The sequence below is a fragment of the Bacillus sp. AFS012607 genome, from assembly GCF_002558005.1.
GTDB lineage: Bacteria > Bacillota > Bacilli > Bacillales > Bacillaceae_G > Bacillus_A > Bacillus_A thuringiensis_S.
Genome location: NZ_NTVM01000013.1, coordinates 146654 through 164133, shown reverse-complemented (window position 1 = coordinate 164133; position 17480 = coordinate 146654). Strand labels below are relative to the sequence as shown.

Sequence of the window (17480 nt, the reverse complement as noted above, 5' to 3'; positions counted from 1 at the left end):
AAACTATATAATAGAAAAAGAGAACGTTATAATAGGAAGGGGCTATGAAAACAGGTGGATAAACAGCAGTACGACACAATAAAATTGCAAATAAATCAAGAAAAAGAAAATATTTTAAAAGAAGTGTATGAATTAACAGCTGAAAAAAGAAAAATAGAACAAAAAAAAGAATATGATTTATATGTTGTGAAATCGCGTAGTAAAGTCGTACAAACTGGGCAACGTATTATGGCGGGCATGCTTTCTTCACATACGTTTTCACCTGAAAGAATAGAAGAATGGAATCGAAAAATTAAAAAAACGGAAGGTTTTATTCAAAAAAATGAAAGCCTTTTAGAGCAAGTAAAAGAAAAAGAACGTGTCATTGATGAGATGTATCAAGAAGATTGCAAAAAGCTTGCGAAAGCACAAGAAAAGCTGGAAGAAAAAATGCTTCTGGATTTGAAAATGTGTATGAATGGATGAGGTGAATGTAGTGATACAGTCTGTATTACCGGTGCAACAAAGTTTACCTCCGCAAAAAGAAAAAGGGCTAGAAGTACAATCAAAAAATGAAGATTCTTCATTCGATCGTACGATGAGAATGGAAAATAAAAAACAGCCGCAAACGGAGAAAACGAAACGAGAAGAAGCACCAACAGAAGAGAAAAAAGATTATATTCTTTCTAAAAAATCGGTAACGAAAGAAGAGCCTATTGTAAAGAAAGAAGAAAAAAAAGAGACAGAACAGTTGTTATTAGCTGTATCTGAGCAAATGGTTGCAATTGAGCAATTACATGTGCAGCCGGAATTGTTATATCAATACATACAAAAAATACAAGAGCTATATAAAGAATATGGCAATATTAAACTTAATGAATTACCTGCAGCTGAATTACAACAATTACAAGAACTTCTTTCAAATATGAATATCAAAAATGCTATATGTTTAGAAGATACAATGCAAATGGTATTAGACAAAATGAAGATGCCAGAGCAAACGATGCAAGCATTGAAAGTTGTAGAAACAGAAACTTGTAATATTGCAAAGAAACAAGAAGAGTCTAAAGAGGTAGATCTTCCGAAACTTGAGAGCGATGATGCAAAGGTAGAGTTGCCAGAGGTTGATGCATTAAATGATTCGAGCTCTGCAGGTGCAGAGTTATTAAATAAAACGACGAGTACCGAACAAGTAGGGAAATCAAATAGTGGTGCTGAGAAAGTTTCATTACCTGACTTAGGAAAGAAAATGGAAGCACAAGTAGAAGCGCTGCAAAAATTTGTAGTGAAACAAGAACGTGTTTTATTTCAGTTAAATCCAGAAAAACTTGGTACATTAACAGTGTTTATGAAAAAACACGGAGATCAAATTGATGTTCACGTAGAAATGGAAAAACACGATGCGAAAAAACGTGTTGAAATCATTTTTGATGAATTGAAATTAAAGTTAAAAGAAAAAGAAATCAATATTCAAATTAGCTATTCAGATAAAGATGAAAATCGTAAAGAACAGCGAGAACAAGAGCAAAGGCAAAAACAGAAATTAGCAAATACAAATCATGAAAAACAACAATCAACAGAATTTGCGGGATTATTGGAGGAATAAAGCGTGCCAACAGTTGGATTAAATACAACGAGTACAAATCATATTCCGTTACAAGCAGGAGCGCAAAAAAGTAATGTACCTGTTAATGGTGTACAATCGCCAGTGCAACAAAGTAATGGAGTTTCGGCAGGAGCGCAAAAGACTCCTGGGGTAATGGGGAAAGATGATTTCCTAAAATTGTTTTTATCAAGTTTCCAACATCAAGATCCATTTAATGCGATGGATATGAATCAAATGATGAATCAGACAGCGCAGTTATCTCTTATGGAACAAGTACAGAATATGACGAAAGCAGTAGATAAGCTGCAATCAACGATGTATTCAACAGCACTTGATGGTGGAATGAAGTTTTTAGGTAAATACGTAAGAGGTGTTGACGGTGACGGAAACAAAGTAACCGGTCAAGTAGAAACAGTTCGCCTTGCGGAAAATAACGATGTACAGCTCGTTATTAATAATAAGGTTGTATCTCTTCGTTTCGTTGAGAGAGTGTCTGATAAACCGATTGGGGAAACGAACCCAGAAGACGCAAAGAAAGACGATCAAAAAGTAACTGAAGAAGTAAAAACTACAAATTCATAAGGAGTGTCCATACGTTATGATTAAAGCGTTATATACAAGTATTACAGGGATGAATGCAACACAAAATGCATTAAGTGTAACTTCAAATAATATTGCCAATGCACAAACAGTAGGTTATAAAAAACAAAAAGCAATGTTTGATGATTTACTATATAACAATTCGATTGGTGCAAAAGGTGACGGTAAATACGCAGGAACAAATCCGAAAAGTATTGGTAATGGTGTGAAAATGAGTGGTACAGTTACCGATTATAGTGATGGTACAATTACGTTAACAGGTGGCAAAACACAAGCCGCAATGGAAGGTAATGGTTTCTTCGTTGTAGGTGATTCAAAAGGCGGAAATATGGAATTTACTCGTAAAGGTACGTTTGGGATATCTTCAGATTACTATATTACGAATACTGAAGGTCAATATGTATTTGCATACCCTGCGAATGAGGCAACTGGTGAAGTTGATTTATCTGGAATTCCAGGACCGTTGCAAATTCCAATGGGAACAGCAATTGGTGGTATTCGAACATCGAAAGGGACAATTAAAGGTAATATTCCAACTGGTGAAAAACAAATTACACAAGATTTACCTGTATATGATAATGCGGGGAATACATGGACAATGCGTGTCGAGTTTAAACAAACGAGCGAACATAATTATACATATAAAGTACAAATGCGTAATGACTCGAAAAAAGAAACAGAGTTTAAGGATGTTCCAGGTGCAGGTGGTAATATGACATTTGATGCTGTTGGAAATCCAAATCCGAAAGAGCAAGGGGCCAATATTCCATTTGATGGCGGCTCTATAAAATTAGACTTAAGTCATTTAACAAACCATCCAACAGATAAAACATTATCAGTAACAGACGTAGATGGTAGAGCAGCAGCGACGGTTAAAGATTGTTTCATTGCTGACGGTGGATATGTGATGGTAAAATATTCTGATGGAAGTATGAAATCAGCTGGTCAATTAGCTGTTGCGATGTTCCCGAACGAAGGCGGACTAATGAAAACAGGTAATGGTAACTATACAGCGACGAATACAACAGGTATTTTAGCTCTTGGTGCATCTGGTCAAAACGGTGCAGGTAAAGTACGTGGTGGTGCACAAGAAGGTGCCAATGTAGATTTATCTGTAGAATTCGTTGACTTAATGTTATACCAACGCGGATTCCAAGGAAATGCGAAAGTGATTAAAGTTTCAGATGAAGTATTAAATGAAGTTGTAAACTTAATTCGATAATATATCGTAAAGAAAAAATGTAATGGAGTAGAAAGGGTTTTTTATTCGTATGACAAGACAAGAGCGAATTTTACAATTGCCTTTTTTCGAAAATAAACGTGAACTTGCCGAGCAAGTATTAAAAATAGAACGAGAAGAGCATGTATATTTACCAGATCAATTTGAAATTAAGCAAGTGCCTCCGTATTCATTTGGCGAAAAACAAGCAATCATTGGCCGTATCCATGAGTTTTATTTCATAAGTGTTGGTAGCGATAGCGTTTGGAAGTATCAACTGTTTAAGGATGAGATGAAGTGTCGTGAGTTTTTTGTTATGTTGCCAAATATTACGGATCAGCAGATAGCGTTTTGGTTTAATAACATAGAGTTATTGAAAGGTTCTTAAAAGCACTTTTTAGGTTTTGAGAGAGGACCTGGCGATGTTTTGGAGCGGTTAGTGCCTAATAGAGTCCCGACCGATGTGTAAGACCAGAGATATGTAGCGTTACTAGAGTAGTGTGGTAGTGTAAGAAGTGGTAGTATAAAATAGTTTTAAGTTAATTTAAGGTAGTTGTAGTATACAATTAGACTGAATTTCTATAAAAGGAGAGGTGAGGAGGATGGCGCAAAATAAGTATCGCGTTACATTCATTTCGCCGAGTGAGGTTGAGCAGCGGACTGTAATGGCGGCGAATAGTTTGCCAGATTTAATCCGTAAAGTAGAGAGTATTATTGCCGATCCAAACGGTTATTTTGTGAATGATAAAAAAAATAATTGCTATTTTAAAGTGATTAAAGAAAATGTTACGTTTATTCAATATGAGTTACTATTTTCGGATAAGGAAATTCATATTGAAAAATTAAAACATATAGCACCGGTGGTATTAAAACGATTATTCGAAAAAATAAATGACCCGGAATTATATGCACTCGCGCTACTTGATGTTGATATAGCAACGAAAGAATATGTGCTAGCAGAAATGAATTCTGAGCTAAGAATAAGAGTAGAGACGGAGCTTTCGAAAAAATGGGAAGCAATGCCGACAGAAATTGTAGGGGCGCAAGAAGTGTTATTAGAAGCACTTGCTTCTTTTATACAAGATTAATTGTTTTTTAATAAAATGAATCGATCGACTATCTATATTTTTTATATAGGTAGTTGACTTTTTCTCTTTTATAAAGCTTAATAATTAGATATACGGAATTAATGGAAGGGGAGCGACACCTTTATGTCACAAGCACAAAGTATTTTATTAGAAAGCGGAACAAATGAATTAGAGATTGTTACGTACACTGTTGGTGAAAACCTATTTAGTATTAATGTAATGAAAGTACGTGAAATCATTAATCCATTCCCTGTTACAACTGTGCCAGAATCTCATCATGCAGTTGAAGGTGTTGTTCAAGTACGTGGTGAAATTTTACCTGTTATTAACTTGGCAATGGCTCTTAATTTAAAGTCAACAAAGCCACTTGATCAAACGAAATTTATCATCTCAGAATTAAACCAAATGAAAGTTATTTTTCGCGTTGATGAAGTGCATCGTATTCAACGTATTTCGTGGGAACAAATTGATGAACCAGCTTCATTATCTATGGGACTAGAAGAAACGACATCTGGTATTGTAAAACTAGATGGAAAAATCATCTTACTATTAGATTATGAAAAAATTGTATGTGAAATTAGCGGCACTGGTTATGACAATAAATCAATTGCAGGATTAGAACAAAAAACAGATCGAGCTGAAAAAGTAATTTACATTGCAGAAGATTCAGCGATGCTTCGCCAAATATTAGAAGAAACATTATCATCAGCTGGATATACGAAAATGAACTTCTTCAGCAATGGTGCAGAAGCGTTAGCGCAAATTGAAAAATTAGCGAAAGAGCAAGGCGAAAAAATGTTTGAACATATTCACTTGCTAATTACGGATATTGAAATGCCAAAAATGGATGGACATCATTTAACGAAAGTGGTTAAGGATAGTGAAGTAATGAATCGTTTACCAGTCATTATTTTCTCTTCATTAATTACAAATGAATTATTCCATAAAGGTGAAGCTGTAGGAGCAAATGCTCAAGTAAGTAAGCCAGATATTCAAGAGCTAATTGGTTTAGTTGATAAGTTAGTGCTTTAAAAGCTTCTATTTAGCCGGAATAGAAGCTCTAGCCAAGTGTTGAGCGGTCAGTGCTTAATAAGAGCCCTATGCGATGTTGAGACGAGACATATGGAGTGGTTATAGGTAAGTAGAAGAGCTGGTGTATAACATTTTTCTATTGAGTAGGAATAGAGAAACTACTTATGTAAGGAAGTTTTCAGTGCTTAATAGAGTCTCATGCGATGTGAGTTCAAAGGTATGAAGTAGTTTTAGGTAAGAAGAAGTGAGACTTCGATTGAGGATTTGAAGACTGGGTTTATAACTCTATTCTGTTAGAGAGGGGAAGGAATTAGCCATGTGTAGCATTGGCTAGTTCCTTTTTAGTATTATATACTTTAAATTGGTAGAAAAATGAAAGGTTTCTTGGGTGTTTGTCGCTGTATGTGTGAATAATCTTTATTTAGAGATTTTTGATTTGAAAATATAAGTGAACGTATTTTTTTGATTACTTTAGTAACATTTCGTGGTAACGCAAATTTTTTCGGTGAAAAAACATTCAAAATACCATATAATATAATTAAATGTAATTAATATGCAATTTTACATATTAATAAAAAACATTTTCCAAATTTTTATACTTTCTATACATTTTTGTATGTTTATCATTTGACAGATAATTTCGAACTGTTATAATATGGATATATAAAAATTGCTATTTTCTTAAAAGACATGGGAGTCAGATGAGAATTGTGAAAGGATGAGGGGGAGTGGCACAGATTATGTATCACCACACAGCAATTAATGTATTAGGTCTTTTACAAAACATGTCAAATAATAAAATGAACGATATGCAACTAGAGGTGGAATTAAAAAAAATAGAAAAAGAATTCCAAGTAAAGTATGAAGAATTAGTTGATTTACATAATAGAATGGTATTATTTCAAATAGATATAGAAAAAAATGGCGGGATGCGAGCGTACGAAAAATCAGCAATTACATGGCTGAAGTCTGAACTAGAGCTATTGTATGAAGTGTATCAATTTTGTCAACGTCACGGTTTAAACATTTTAAATATTTCAAAATACGTAAGTAAAAATGAACTAAATCTTTTTCCAAAAACAGAAAGTCAATTGCAAAATACGTATTATAAATTGAAAAAACGTGAAATACCGTTTGAAAATATTGAAAAACAAAAACCAGGACGAAAGCGAAAATATATACCAGTAAAAGAAACAATCGTTGCAAGAAAACAAGAAAACGAGTACGAATTAAAAGAAGAAATCCAGCATAAAGAGGATGAAAAAAATCTTGTAACAGTTATATCTGGTATCGTTGATAACTTTGAAACAATTAATCAATGTAGTGAAAGGAAAGAAGACGAACTACATCAGTTTATGGAAGGTATTTATAAGCTTTCTAGTATGGCGGCAGGGCGTTTTAGAGAAGCAAAGAATACACGTAGTCTAGAAGGTGAATTGCAGTCGTTACAACTAGAAAATGAAAGGTTAAAACGAGAGAAAGAAGAGCTTGTACAAGATATTAAAGGTATGACGCAGCTTTTAATTCATTTCATTACAAGTTCTGATATCGATCAAATTCGTAAATTACCAACTTTCGTACAAGATTGTAAAATGGAATTACATAAACTTGGGCTATATAATGCACAAGACGGAAAAATGAAAATAATGGTTGACCGTAGCGGACAAGTTATGACGGTAACACAGTAATAAAATTTGGGTACAAAATAAAAGGGAGATACATAGTTTATATGTATTTCCCTTTTGTTTTTATGGAATCGTTCCAAAGATGGAAGATTCATTTTTATGATTGTAGTAGTTTAGAGACCATTTGCGGAATTTGGTTCGCTTGTGAAACCATACTAAGTGCAACTTCAGTCAATAATTTGAACTTTAAAAAATCACTCATCTCCTGCGCCATGTCTGCATCTTCAATTCGAGATGCAGCATCTGTTAACGCCATACTTTGACTATTTAAATTTTCAATATTAAATTGTAAACGATTTATCATAGCACCAAGGTCGGCACGATGAAGTGACACACTTTGTAAAGCATCTTCAATTTTAAGAATCGCTGCTCTTGCTTCTTGTTCTGTTGAAATCTTGATGTCATGTTGGGTAGGGGAAGGGGGAATATGTTTCGTCATATGTACCGTATGACCGATATCGTCTAATGTAATAGGACGGTTTTGACCGTCAAATACGGATAAATCATTAAACTCAGTCGTCTCGACAATATAGCCAATTTCTTCTGTTAAAGACTGAAACTCTTTATTCAGCGAATTACGATTTTCATTTGAATTTGTACCGTTTGAGGATTGAACAGCTAAATCACGCATACGCTGCAAAATATTCGTCACAGTTTGAAGGGCAGCTTCTGCCGTGCGAAGCATTGATATCGCATCCTCATTATTACGAATCGCCACGCGCATACCACTTGCTCTCGCATGCATTCGAGTCACAATTGCAATATTAGCGGGATTATCCGAAGCGTTGTTCAACTTCTTACCAGTCGCCAAATGCTCCATTGCAACATTCATACGTTTCTCATTCTCATACAACGACTGCCTAGCATTCATACTTAAAACATTCGTACCAATACGCATAATAGACACTCCTTATAGATTGATATAGTTAGTGTTCTAAAGCTAATACACGGTCATGAAAAAATAAAAAAGGCTTATGCTCATTTGCTGTTTGTGTTTTAACATAAGAGGAGGATTAAAATAGGTACTGACCGCTTATACACAATCGCATAGGCTCTCTGCCGCCTGAAAAAAGAAATATTTTACAAATAATTCATCTATATAGAAAAAATAAACCTCTCCGCAAGCAGAGAGGTTTATTCAGGAAACTAACTCAAATGGCTTATTGTAATAATTTAGAAACCATTTGTGGAGTTTGGTTTGCTTGAGAAAGCATGCTGATACCAGCTTCGTTCAAGATTTTGAACTTAGTCATTTCAGACATTTCTTTCGCCATGTCAGCGTCTTCGATTTGAGAAGCAGCTGAAGCCATAGAAGAAGATTGGCTCTTCAGGTTATTTACGTTAAAGTCAAGACGGTTTAATGTAGCACCTAGAGTTGCGCGGTTAGATGCAATGTTTTCTAGTGCAGAGTCAATTGCAGCGACAGCAGCATTAGGATTAGCAACAGTTACTTTTGTTTTATCGAACGCACCGCCTAAGGCTTTAGCTGCAGCAGCTTTAGCTACATCTGTATCTGCGGCATTATTGTAGTCTGCTAATTTGTCAGTAACGGCTTTAGCATCTGCTGCAGACATAGATCCTTTAACTTTATCGAATTCCTTCATAGCAGCATCAACTTCTTTTTGAATATCAGCTTTGTCAGTAGTAGTTGTTGTATTAAGTGCAGTAAATTTGCCTGCAACATCATCAATTGTTTTTTGTGATGCGCCACCAATTGTTAGTTTATCAATACTTAGTGATTGTGTAGAAACGTTTGCTAATTTAATATCAATTTTCTTACCTTCATCAGCGTTATCTAATGTTTGAATTGCAATAGTTTCATTAGAACCATCTAATAATTTTTTATCATTAAATTCAGTGTTAGTAGAGATGTAATTGATTTGCTCTTTTAATGCGCCGAATTCTTTATCTAGAGCTGCTTGGTTCTCAGATGTATTTGTACCATTTGCAGATTGGTTTGCAAGGTCACGCATACGAAGTAAGATGTTAGATACTGAGTTCATTGCTGAATCAGCTGTACGGATTAATGAAATACCGTCTTGTGTGTTGTTAGCGGCTACTCCTAATCCACTTTCACGAGCACGCATACGAGTTGCGATTGCAAGACCTGCTGCATCGTCAGAAGCGTTGTTGATACGTTTACCGCTTGATAAACGGTCCATAGCGTTACTCATTTTAGCTTGGTTTTGGCGCATGTACTCTTGCGTACGCATGCTGTTAATGTTTGTATTAATTCTCATGTTAAGAACCCCCATTTTTTTATATTGACTTTTCTGCAAATTGAAAAACGGTAATATGCGAAAAAATCAATTTCGAGATTTATTGTAATCCCTGTCATAGCGGGTGTCAACTAAAAATTCGAATTAATAAATATAAAAAAATAACAGTTTAACAATATATTCATTTTTTTATTACATAATTATTAAAAGGATTATTGCAAACTTTAAAAAAAAACTCTAATATTAGATTATCTTTGTTTACCGAAAAGGTGATATTATGATAGTTGGAAATATAGTAAAAGAAGTGCTTGCATATAAAAAAGGACAAATTCAGCAAAAGCTAAGTAGTCCACAAGCATTTGTTAGTAGTCGTTTTCAAGAGAAGTTGCAGAGTGAACCTGCGAAGGAGACGAAGGCTACTACGCAGCCGGCAAACATAGAAGATATGAGTCAGCCGGTACAATCTACGAAAATAGAAGCGGTTGTTAATAAGCCTGAAGAAACTATTAATAAAGTAGAGGAAGCGAGTAAGCCTGAAGAAAAGGCTGAAACGAAGAAAGCAGATGAAGTGCAAGTTGCGCAAAAAGAGTTTGAACGACGTTTCCCAGAAACGAAAAATGAGGCTGTTGATACGTGGGAATTAACGAAGAAGTATAATATTCAAAAAATACGTTCTTCCAATGAAGGGAAGTATGAGGATATTATTGATCGTGTAAGTCGTACATACGGAATTCCAAAAACGTTAATTCAAAAAATGATTGAAGTAGAGTCTAATTTTAATCCGAAAACGGTGTCACATGCCGGTGCGATGGGACTTATGCAGCTTATGCCAGCGAATGTGAAGGAGATGGGTGTGAAGAATCCCTTTTCACCAGCTGAAAGTATTGAAGGTGGCGTGAAAGAGTTAAGTGGTTATTTAAAGAAAAATAATGGCGACTTAGTATTGGCGCTTGCTTCTTACAATGCTGGTCCTGGGAATGTGAGAAAGTACGGAGGCGTGCCGCCATTTAAAGAAACGCAAGGATATATTAAAAAAATATTAAATATCGACGTTTCAAAATAGGGAGTTTCATATATAGAGAGAACATGAAATTTTCGTGAACATGATATGGGAGTTGGCTAGATTTGAAATTACAAGATGATATTCCGTTAACAATTTATTTTGAAATCGGAAATACGAAAAAGAAAATTGAAGATCTGCTTCATATTACGAAAGGTACATTGTATCGTCTTGAAAATTCAACGAAAAATACGGTGCGTCTTATGCTTGAGAATGAAGAGATTGGAACCGGAAAGATTTTAACGAAGAATGGGAAGATGTACGTTGAAATCGTTGAATTGAAAAGGTAGGGAAGGGGATTGTCATGAGTGGCGAAAAATTAAGCCAAGAGCAAATTGATGCCCTGCTGAAGGCGGTAAATGAAGGCGAGGAAATGCCAGCTTTCGCACAAGAAGCAGGAAAGCAAGAGAAATTTCAAGAGTATGATTTTAATAGACCAGAGAAGTTCGGTGTTGAGCATTTACGTAGTTTGCAAGCGATTGCTTCTACGTTTGGAAAACAGACGTCACAGACGTTATCAGCGCGTATGCGTATTCCAATTGAACTAGAGCCTTCAACAGTTGAGCAAGTTCCATTTACGAGTGAGTATGTGGAGAAAATGCCGAAAGATTATTATTTATATTGCGTGATTGATCTCGGTTTACCAGAGCTTGGAGAAATTGTTATTGAGATTGATTTAGCATTCGTTATTTATATTCATGAATGTTGGCTTGGCGGAGATAGTAAGCGTAACTTTACGATGCGCAGACCGTTAACAGCATTTGAGTTTTTAACGCTTGATAATATATTCTTGCTTCTTTGTAAAAATTTAGAGCAATCATTTGAAAGTGTTGTTGCGATTGAACCGAAATTTGTAACGACGGAAACAGATCCGAATGCATTAAAGATTACGACAGCGAGCGATATCATTTCATTACTTAACGTAAATATGAAAACAGATTTTTGGAATACGACGGTGCGTATCGGGATTCCGTTCTTATCTGTTGAAGAAATTATGGATAAGTTAACGTCTGAAAATATTGTCGAACATTCTTCGGACAAACGTAGGAAGTATACGTCTGAAGTGGAAGTGAAAGTAAATCAAGTGTACAAACCTGTTCACGTTGCAATTGGTGAGCAGAAAATGACAATGAGTGAGATTGAACAAATTGAAGAAGGCGATATTATTCCGCTTCATACGAAAGTTTCGGATGAATTACTTGGTTATGTAGATGGAAAGCATAAATTTAATTGTTTTATTGGAAAAGATGGAACGCGTAAGGCGCTCCTATTTAAAAGTTTTGTAGAGTAGGAGGATCCATATGAAGCATGAAGTATCTCCTGTGTCATTAATGGGATTAGAAGATTTTGCAGGAAAGCGAAATGAAGCAGGTAAAGCACATATTGATACTGTTTCAGATATTTCGATTGAACTTGGTGTAAAGCTTGGAAAGTCATCTATTACGCTTGGTGATGTGAAGCAGCTAAAGGTTGGCGATGTTCTTGAAGTAGAGAAAAACTTAGGACATAAAGTAGATGTGTATTTAAGTAATATGAAAGTCGGCATCGGTGAAGCAATCGTAATGGACGAGAAATTCGGTATTATCATTTCTGAAATTGAAGCTGATAAGAAACAAGCGGCGCTTATGAAAGCGCAAAGTCAAATGCAAGATAAAGAGTAGAGGAGGAGTCATATGTCGTATATGACGACCTTATTTCAAGTCGTTTTACTGTTTGGTGCGCTCGGTTACGGTGCATATTATATGACGAAAAAGACGCGCAAACAGCAGTTTTTTAAGCAGGGTGAAAATGGCCATATTCAAGTAAAAGACGGCGTTTATTTAAATCATCAAACGAGTGCCTTTTTATTTGAAGTGGACGGAAAGCAAGTGTTCACTGTTATTAGTAATAACGGTGTACAGTCTGTGCAATTAACCGGAACAGGAAATCAGTTTCAACAAGCACTAGAAGACGCGGTGAAGAGTGAAACGAAAAAAGTAGAGGATCCATCATGAGAATAAAGAAACAGTTATCAGTATTAGCCGTTATTTTCGTATTTTCTATCGTTTTTTCAATTATTTTTGTAAATCCAGCGTATGCAGCCCCGAACGGTTTTATTAATTTTGAAAATGGAAAAGAGTTTACGAGTAATTCAAGTGTACAACTATTTGCGCTCGTTACCCTTTTATCATTATCTTCTTCTATCGTTCTATTATTTACACATTTTACTTATTTTATGATCGTTCTAGGGATTACACGTCAAGGACTTGGGGTAATGAATTTACCACCAAACCAAGTGCTTGTTGGACTTGCATTATTTTTATCACTCTTTACGATGCAGCCTGTACTCGGGCAACTGAAGAGCGATGTGTGGGATCCGATGACGAAAGAGAAAATAACAGTAAGTCAAGCTGCGGAAACGACAGCTCCTATTATGAAAGAATATATGTCAAAGCATACGTATAAGCATGATTTGAAAATGATGCTGAAAGTACGCGGAGAAGAGTTGCCGAAAGATTTGAAAGATCTTTCCTTATTTACACTCGTGCCATCCTTTACGTTAACGCAAATTCAAAAAGGTTTACTAACAGGGATGTTCATTTATTTAGCGTTTGTATTTATAGATTTGATTATTAGTACACTTTTAATGTACCTCGGGATGATGATGGTACCGCCGATGATTTTAAGTTTACCGTTTAAAATACTCGTTTTCGTATATTTAGGTGGATATACAAAAATTGTCGATATTATGTTTAAGACGGTCGCCTGAAGCGTTTGATGCTATGTGATAGGAGTCATATAAATGAATACGTCACCAATTATAGATATTTTCCAAACCTTTTTTTATAAAGGGGTTATGATTTTAATGCCGATTGCCGTTGTAAGTCTGATTGTCGTTATTATTATCGCGGTTATTATGGCAATGATGCAAATTCAAGAGCAAACGCTGACGTTTTTACCGAAAATGGCGAGTATTGTGCTCGTAATTATCATTTTAGGTCCGTGGATGTTCCAAGAGTTAACGATGCTTATTTTAGATTTATTTGATAAAATCCCATCGCTATTGCGTTCGTACTAAGATAGGTGAACTGAAATGAATATGGAATTATGGGCGGCAACGTTTTTTGCGTTTTGTCGCATTACTTCATTTTTATATTTTTTACCGTTTTTCTCAGGCCGATCCATTCCAGCAATGGCGAAGGTTACAGTTGGACTCGCTCTTTCAATTACAGTGGCGGATCAAGTGGATGTCTCTCACATCAAGACAGTTTGGGACGTTGCAGCTTATGCAGGAACGCAAATTGTAATTGGATTATCACTTTCAAAAATTGTAGAAATGCTGTGGAACATTCCGAAAATGGCAGGGCATATTTTAGACTTTGATATTGGTTTATCACAAGCAAGTTTGTTTGATGTAAATGCAGGGTCACAGTCCACTTTGCTATCAACAATTTTTGATATATTTTTTCTTATTATTTTTATTTCACTGGGCGGCATTAACTATTTCGTTGCCACTATTTTAAAGTCGTTTCAATATACAGAGGCGATTTCAAAATTGTTGACGACTAGTTTTTTAGATAGTCTACTCGCAACGTTATTATTTGCGATCACATCAGCGGTTGAAATTGCTCTGCCGCTTATGGGAAGTTTATTCATCATTAACTTTGTTCTTATTTTAATTGCAAAAAATGCTCCGCAATTAAACGTTTTTATGAATGCATACGTAATTAAAATTACATGTGGGATTTTGTTTATTGCGATGAGTGTACCGATGCTCGGTTATGTGTTTAAAAATATGACGGATGTATTACTTGAAGAGTATACGAAACTATTTAACTTTTTCTTAACGAAGTAGGGGGACGCGCATGGCAAAGGATAATAAAACAGAAAAGGCCACCCCGCAGAAGCGTAAAAAATCGCGTGAAGAAGGGAATATTGCCCGGAGTAAAGATTTAAATAATTTATTTTCCATACTTGTATTAGCAGTTGTCGTTTATTTCTTCGGAGATTGGCTAGGGTTTGAGATTGCGAATTCCGTAGCGGTGCTGTTTGATCAAATTGGAAAAAATACAGATTCAACCGAGTATTTTTATTTAATGGGGATTTTATTACTGAAAGTATCGGCTCCGATATTAATACTCGTATATGCTTTTCATTTATTCAATTATATGATTCAAGTCGGCTTCCTATTTTCTTCTAAAGTCATTAAACCGAAAGCGTCACGTATTAATCCGAAAAACTATTTTACGAGATTGTTTAGTCGTAAAAGTTTAGTAGATATTTTGAAATCACTGTTTTATATGGGATTAATCGGTTACGTTTCGTACGTTCTCTTTAAAAAGAATTTAGAGAAGATTGTTAGTATGATTGGATTTAACTGGACAGCGTCACTTACTGAAATTATTAGCCAAATTAAATTTATCTTTTTAGCCATTTTAATTATTTTAATCGTTCTTTCTATTATCGATTTCATTTATCAAAGATGGGAGTACGAGCAAGATATTAAGATGAAAAAAGAAGAAGTAAAAAGGGAGCATAAAGATAATGAAGGGGACCCGCAAGTAAAGGGGAAACGAAAAAACTTTATGCATGCCATCTTGCAAGGGACAATCGCGAAGAAGATGGATGGTGCAACGTTTATTGTGAACAACCCGACGCATATTTCGGTTGTACTTCGTTACAATAAACACGTTGATGCAGCACCAATTGTCGTTGCAAAAGGGGAAGATGAGCTCGCATTATATATACGAACGCTTGCCCGTGAACAAGAAATACCAATGGTGGAAAACCGTCCGCTTGCTCGTTCTTTATATTATCAGGTCGAGGAAGATGAGACGATTCCAGAAGATTTATACGTAGCTGTAATTGAAGTTATGCGCTATTTAATTCAGACGAACGAACTTGAAGTGTAATAGCGCGTTTGGAGGAGATCTCTTTGTTTAAGATAGAGTCTGCAAGAACCTATTTTTCTATCTTTTTAGCAGCGTCATTCGTAGTGGCGCTCTTAATTCCACTTCCACCATTTATACTTGATATCATTATCGTTTTTCTACTAAGTATGTCAGTGCTTATTTATATGCGAGCGACAAGTATTAACGAGTGGGATGAATTAAAGTCATTTCCAACGATGTTGTTATTAATCGGGATTTTCCGCGTATCGATTAACGTTTCGACGACGCGAGCGATTTTGACAGATGGAAATGCAGGTCATGTTATTGAAGAGTTCGGCCAGTTCGTAATTGGCGGAAACTTATTAATTGGTATCGTTATTTTTACAGTATTAATCATATTCCAGTTTATCGTTGCAAACGGTGCATCTCGTACAGCTGAAGTAGCAGCTCGTTTTACACTTGATTCTTTACCGGGGAAACAAATGTCTATCGATGCTGATTTAAACCAGCGTATTATTTCAGAAAAAGATGCACAGGCAAAACGAAAAAAATTAAATATGGAAACAGAGTTTTACGGGGCGATGGATGGTGCCGGAAAGTTCATTAAAGGGGACGTTATTTTCGGGATTGTCATTTTATTCGTAAACATTATTTTCGGTTTAATTGTCGGCATGATGCAGCAAGGAATGAGCTTTGCAGATGCAGCTCTTCATTATACACAGTTAACTGTCGGTGACGGAATCGTAAACCAAATCGGTTCATTAATGCTTGCAATTTCAACAGGTATTATCGTAACGCGTGTATTTGACGGCTCACCGGATACAGTAACAGAAGGTATCTTTAAAGAGTTATTAGCGCATGAAGTCGTTGTATATGCACTAGGTGGTTTATTTATCGCAATGGGTATTTTTACTCCGCTACCGTTTCTACCATTCGCACTCGTTGGTGGAACGATTATCTTCTTAGGCATTCGTAATAAAAATCGAATAAAGAAAGAAAAAGAAGACGAGCTTCAAAAAGAATTAGAAATGATTCAAGGCGAAGATGAGCAACTGCAACAAGTGGAAGATTCATTCGGAGTATTTACGGATAAATATCCGATTATTGTAGAACTCGGTTTAGATTTAGCAGCACTTGTAAAGCAGAAAATTAACGGGGAAACAGCTCGTGATAAAGTTGTTCTTATGCGGAAGTCGATTATTACTGACCTTGGTATTAACGTTCCTGGAATTAACTTTAAAGATAATACGAGCTTTAGACCACGCGGACGTTACATTATTCGAATTAAAGGTGCTAAGGCAGCTGAAGGTGTTTTAAAATCAGGTTATTTATTAGCACTGAAAACACCGAACGTAATGGCTGATTTAGATGCAGAGCCAGCTAAAGATCCAATTTTCGGTGAAGATGGATATTGGATTTTAGAGCATATGGTGCAAGATGCACAAATGAAAGGCTATCAAGTGTTAGAGCCACTTAGCATATTAATTACACATTTAGATGTTGTTGTTAGACGTAATCTTCATGAATTAATTCAGCGTCAACATGTAAAAGACTTAATTAACTCGCTTGAAAATGATAATGGCGTTCTATTAGAAGAGATTAAGAAGAAAGAAATTGATTTATCACTCGTTCAAAATGTTATTAAACAACTTCTAAAAGAAGGTATTTCTATTCGTGATTTACCAACAATTATTGAAGGTATTATTGACGGCAAAGAAATTTATCAAAACCACGTTGACGGTGTGACATCATTTGTTCGTGAATGTATTTCAAAAGTTATTTGTGAAAATGCGAAAAATCCGGACGGAAAAATATATGCAGCGCTCTTCTCTGATTCAATTGAGTTAGATGCGGATGTTGTGAATAATTCATATCAAGGTTACTTATTAAACTGGGATTTAGATTTAGAAACACGTGTCGTTGAGCAAGTGCAGCGCGTCTTTAAGCAAGCACGTTTAATGGGAAGAGAACCAGTGTTATTAACACGTAGAAAAGATTTTAGATTTGCGATCGTAAGACTGCTAGAACGTTATCAAGTGGAAGCACAAGTACTTTGTATTAGCGAATTAGCACCAGAAATTGTTGTGGATCAAATTGCCTATATTGAATAGTAGGGGGTGA

Annotated in this window: 20 protein-coding genes; 18 read left to right on the top strand and 2 right to left on the bottom strand. The window is 35.5% G+C overall.

Annotated features, from left to right (window positions below; genetic code table 11):
- Nucleotides 1-54: 54 nt before the first annotated feature.
- From CN409_RS17500 to CN409_RS17465, 8 genes are all read left to right on the top strand, one after another.
- Nucleotides 55-465: a hypothetical protein gene (locus CN409_RS17500; RefSeq protein WP_000360864.1), complete on the top strand. Its 411-nt coding sequence runs from the start codon at nt 55-57 to the stop codon at nt 463-465.
- A gap of 10 nt (nt 466-475) precedes the next feature.
- On the top strand, nt 476-1585 hold the full coding sequence (locus CN409_RS17495; RefSeq protein ID WP_044306869.1) for a flagellar hook-length control protein FliK: 1110 nt from the start codon (nt 476-478) through the stop codon (nt 1583-1585).
- 3 nt (nt 1586-1588) lie between these two features.
- On the top strand, nt 1589-2167 hold the full coding sequence (locus CN409_RS17490; protein WP_001143462.1) for a flagellar hook assembly protein FlgD: 579 nt from the start codon (nt 1589-1591) through the stop codon (nt 2165-2167).
- 16 nt (nt 2168-2183) lie between these two features.
- Nucleotides 2184-3407 carry a flagellar hook protein FlgE gene (locus CN409_RS17485; protein ID WP_000588320.1) on the top strand — a complete coding sequence of 408 codons (1224 nt, stop codon included), beginning with the start codon at nt 2184-2186 and terminating at the stop codon, nt 3405-3407.
- A 49-nt stretch (nt 3408-3456) separates the two neighbouring features.
- Nucleotides 3457-3792, top strand: a complete 336-nt coding sequence (locus tag CN409_RS17480; protein WP_000198166.1) for a DUF3964 family protein — start codon at nt 3457-3459, stop codon at nt 3790-3792.
- Between the two features lie 214 nt (nt 3793-4006).
- Nucleotides 4007-4492 carry a hypothetical protein gene (locus CN409_RS17475; RefSeq protein WP_000068301.1) on the top strand — a complete coding sequence of 162 codons (486 nt, stop codon included), beginning with the start codon at nt 4007-4009 and terminating at the stop codon, nt 4490-4492.
- Nucleotides 4493-4615: 123 nt separating this feature from the next.
- Nucleotides 4616-5524, top strand: a complete 909-nt coding sequence (locus tag CN409_RS17470; protein ID WP_000075943.1) for a chemotaxis protein — start codon at nt 4616-4618, stop codon at nt 5522-5524.
- A gap of 740 nt (nt 5525-6264) precedes the next feature.
- Complete coding sequence (locus CN409_RS17465) at nt 6265-7212, top strand: DNA-binding domain-containing protein (RefSeq protein ID WP_000274693.1); 948 nt, start codon at nt 6265-6267, stop codon at nt 7210-7212.
- A 94-nt stretch (nt 7213-7306) separates the two neighbouring features.
- Here CN409_RS17465 and CN409_RS17460 read toward each other — a convergent pair whose 3' ends face one another.
- Both CN409_RS17460 and CN409_RS17455 read right to left on the bottom strand, forming a co-directional pair.
- A complete protein-coding gene (locus CN409_RS17460) occupies nt 7307-8107 on the bottom strand; it encodes a flagellin N-terminal helical domain-containing protein (protein WP_063675180.1) in 801 nt (266 codons plus the stop codon).
- A gap of 262 nt (nt 8108-8369) precedes the next feature.
- The gene (locus tag CN409_RS17455) at nt 8370-9449 is read right to left on the bottom strand and encodes a flagellin N-terminal helical domain-containing protein (protein WP_001222344.1); all 1080 of its coding nucleotides are present in this window, start codon (nt 9447-9449) and stop codon (nt 8370-8372) included.
- Between the two features lie 256 nt (nt 9450-9705).
- Here CN409_RS17455 and CN409_RS17450 point away from each other — a divergent pair, with 256 nt between their 5' ends.
- The 10 genes from CN409_RS17450 to flhA all read left to right on the top strand — a co-directional run bounded on the left by CN409_RS17450 (nt 9706) and on the right by flhA (nt 17470).
- On the top strand, nt 9706-10491 hold the full coding sequence (locus tag CN409_RS17450; RefSeq protein WP_097890466.1) for a lytic transglycosylase domain-containing protein: 786 nt from the start codon (nt 9706-9708) through the stop codon (nt 10489-10491).
- 62 nt (nt 10492-10553) lie between these two features.
- Complete coding sequence (locus CN409_RS17445) at nt 10554-10778, top strand: flagellar motor switch protein FliN (protein ID WP_000775712.1); 225 nt, start codon at nt 10554-10556, stop codon at nt 10776-10778.
- A gap of 14 nt (nt 10779-10792) precedes the next feature.
- Nucleotides 10793-11779 (top strand): flagellar motor switch protein FliM, encoded by a 987-nt coding sequence (gene fliM, locus CN409_RS17440; RefSeq protein ID WP_000012361.1) that lies wholly within the window; start codon nt 10793-10795, stop codon nt 11777-11779.
- Between the two features lie 10 nt (nt 11780-11789).
- Nucleotides 11790-12149 carry a flagellar motor switch protein FliN gene (gene fliN / locus CN409_RS17435; RefSeq protein WP_000680010.1) on the top strand — a complete coding sequence of 120 codons (360 nt, stop codon included), beginning with the start codon at nt 11790-11792 and terminating at the stop codon, nt 12147-12149.
- Nucleotides 12150-12161: 12 nt separating this feature from the next.
- Nucleotides 12162-12482 (top strand): hypothetical protein, encoded by a 321-nt coding sequence (locus CN409_RS17430; protein WP_000121176.1) that lies wholly within the window; start codon nt 12162-12164, stop codon nt 12480-12482.
- Nucleotides 12479-13237, top strand: coding sequence for a flagellar type III secretion system pore protein FliP (locus tag CN409_RS17425; RefSeq protein ID WP_044783901.1), 759 nt, complete (start codon nt 12479-12481; stop codon nt 13235-13237). The genes CN409_RS17430 and CN409_RS17425 overlap by 4 nt, the downstream gene beginning before the upstream one ends.
- Nucleotides 13238-13270: 33 nt before the next feature.
- Complete coding sequence (locus CN409_RS17420; RefSeq protein ID WP_001098080.1) at nt 13271-13546, top strand: flagellar biosynthetic protein FliQ; 276 nt, start codon at nt 13271-13273, stop codon at nt 13544-13546.
- A 15-nt stretch (nt 13547-13561) separates the two neighbouring features.
- Nucleotides 13562-14323 (top strand): flagellar biosynthetic protein FliR, encoded by a 762-nt coding sequence (locus CN409_RS17415; RefSeq protein ID WP_001055718.1) that lies wholly within the window; start codon nt 13562-13564, stop codon nt 14321-14323.
- Between the two features lie 10 nt (nt 14324-14333).
- Complete coding sequence (flhB, locus tag CN409_RS17410; protein ID WP_044783902.1) at nt 14334-15380, top strand: flagellar type III secretion system protein FlhB; 1047 nt, start codon at nt 14334-14336, stop codon at nt 15378-15380.
- 23 nt (nt 15381-15403) lie between these two features.
- Entirely contained in the window at nt 15404-17470 is a 2067-nt protein-coding gene (gene flhA, locus CN409_RS17405; RefSeq protein ID WP_000472586.1) for a flagellar biosynthesis protein FlhA, read from the top strand.
- Nucleotides 17471-17480 lie beyond the last annotated feature (10 nt).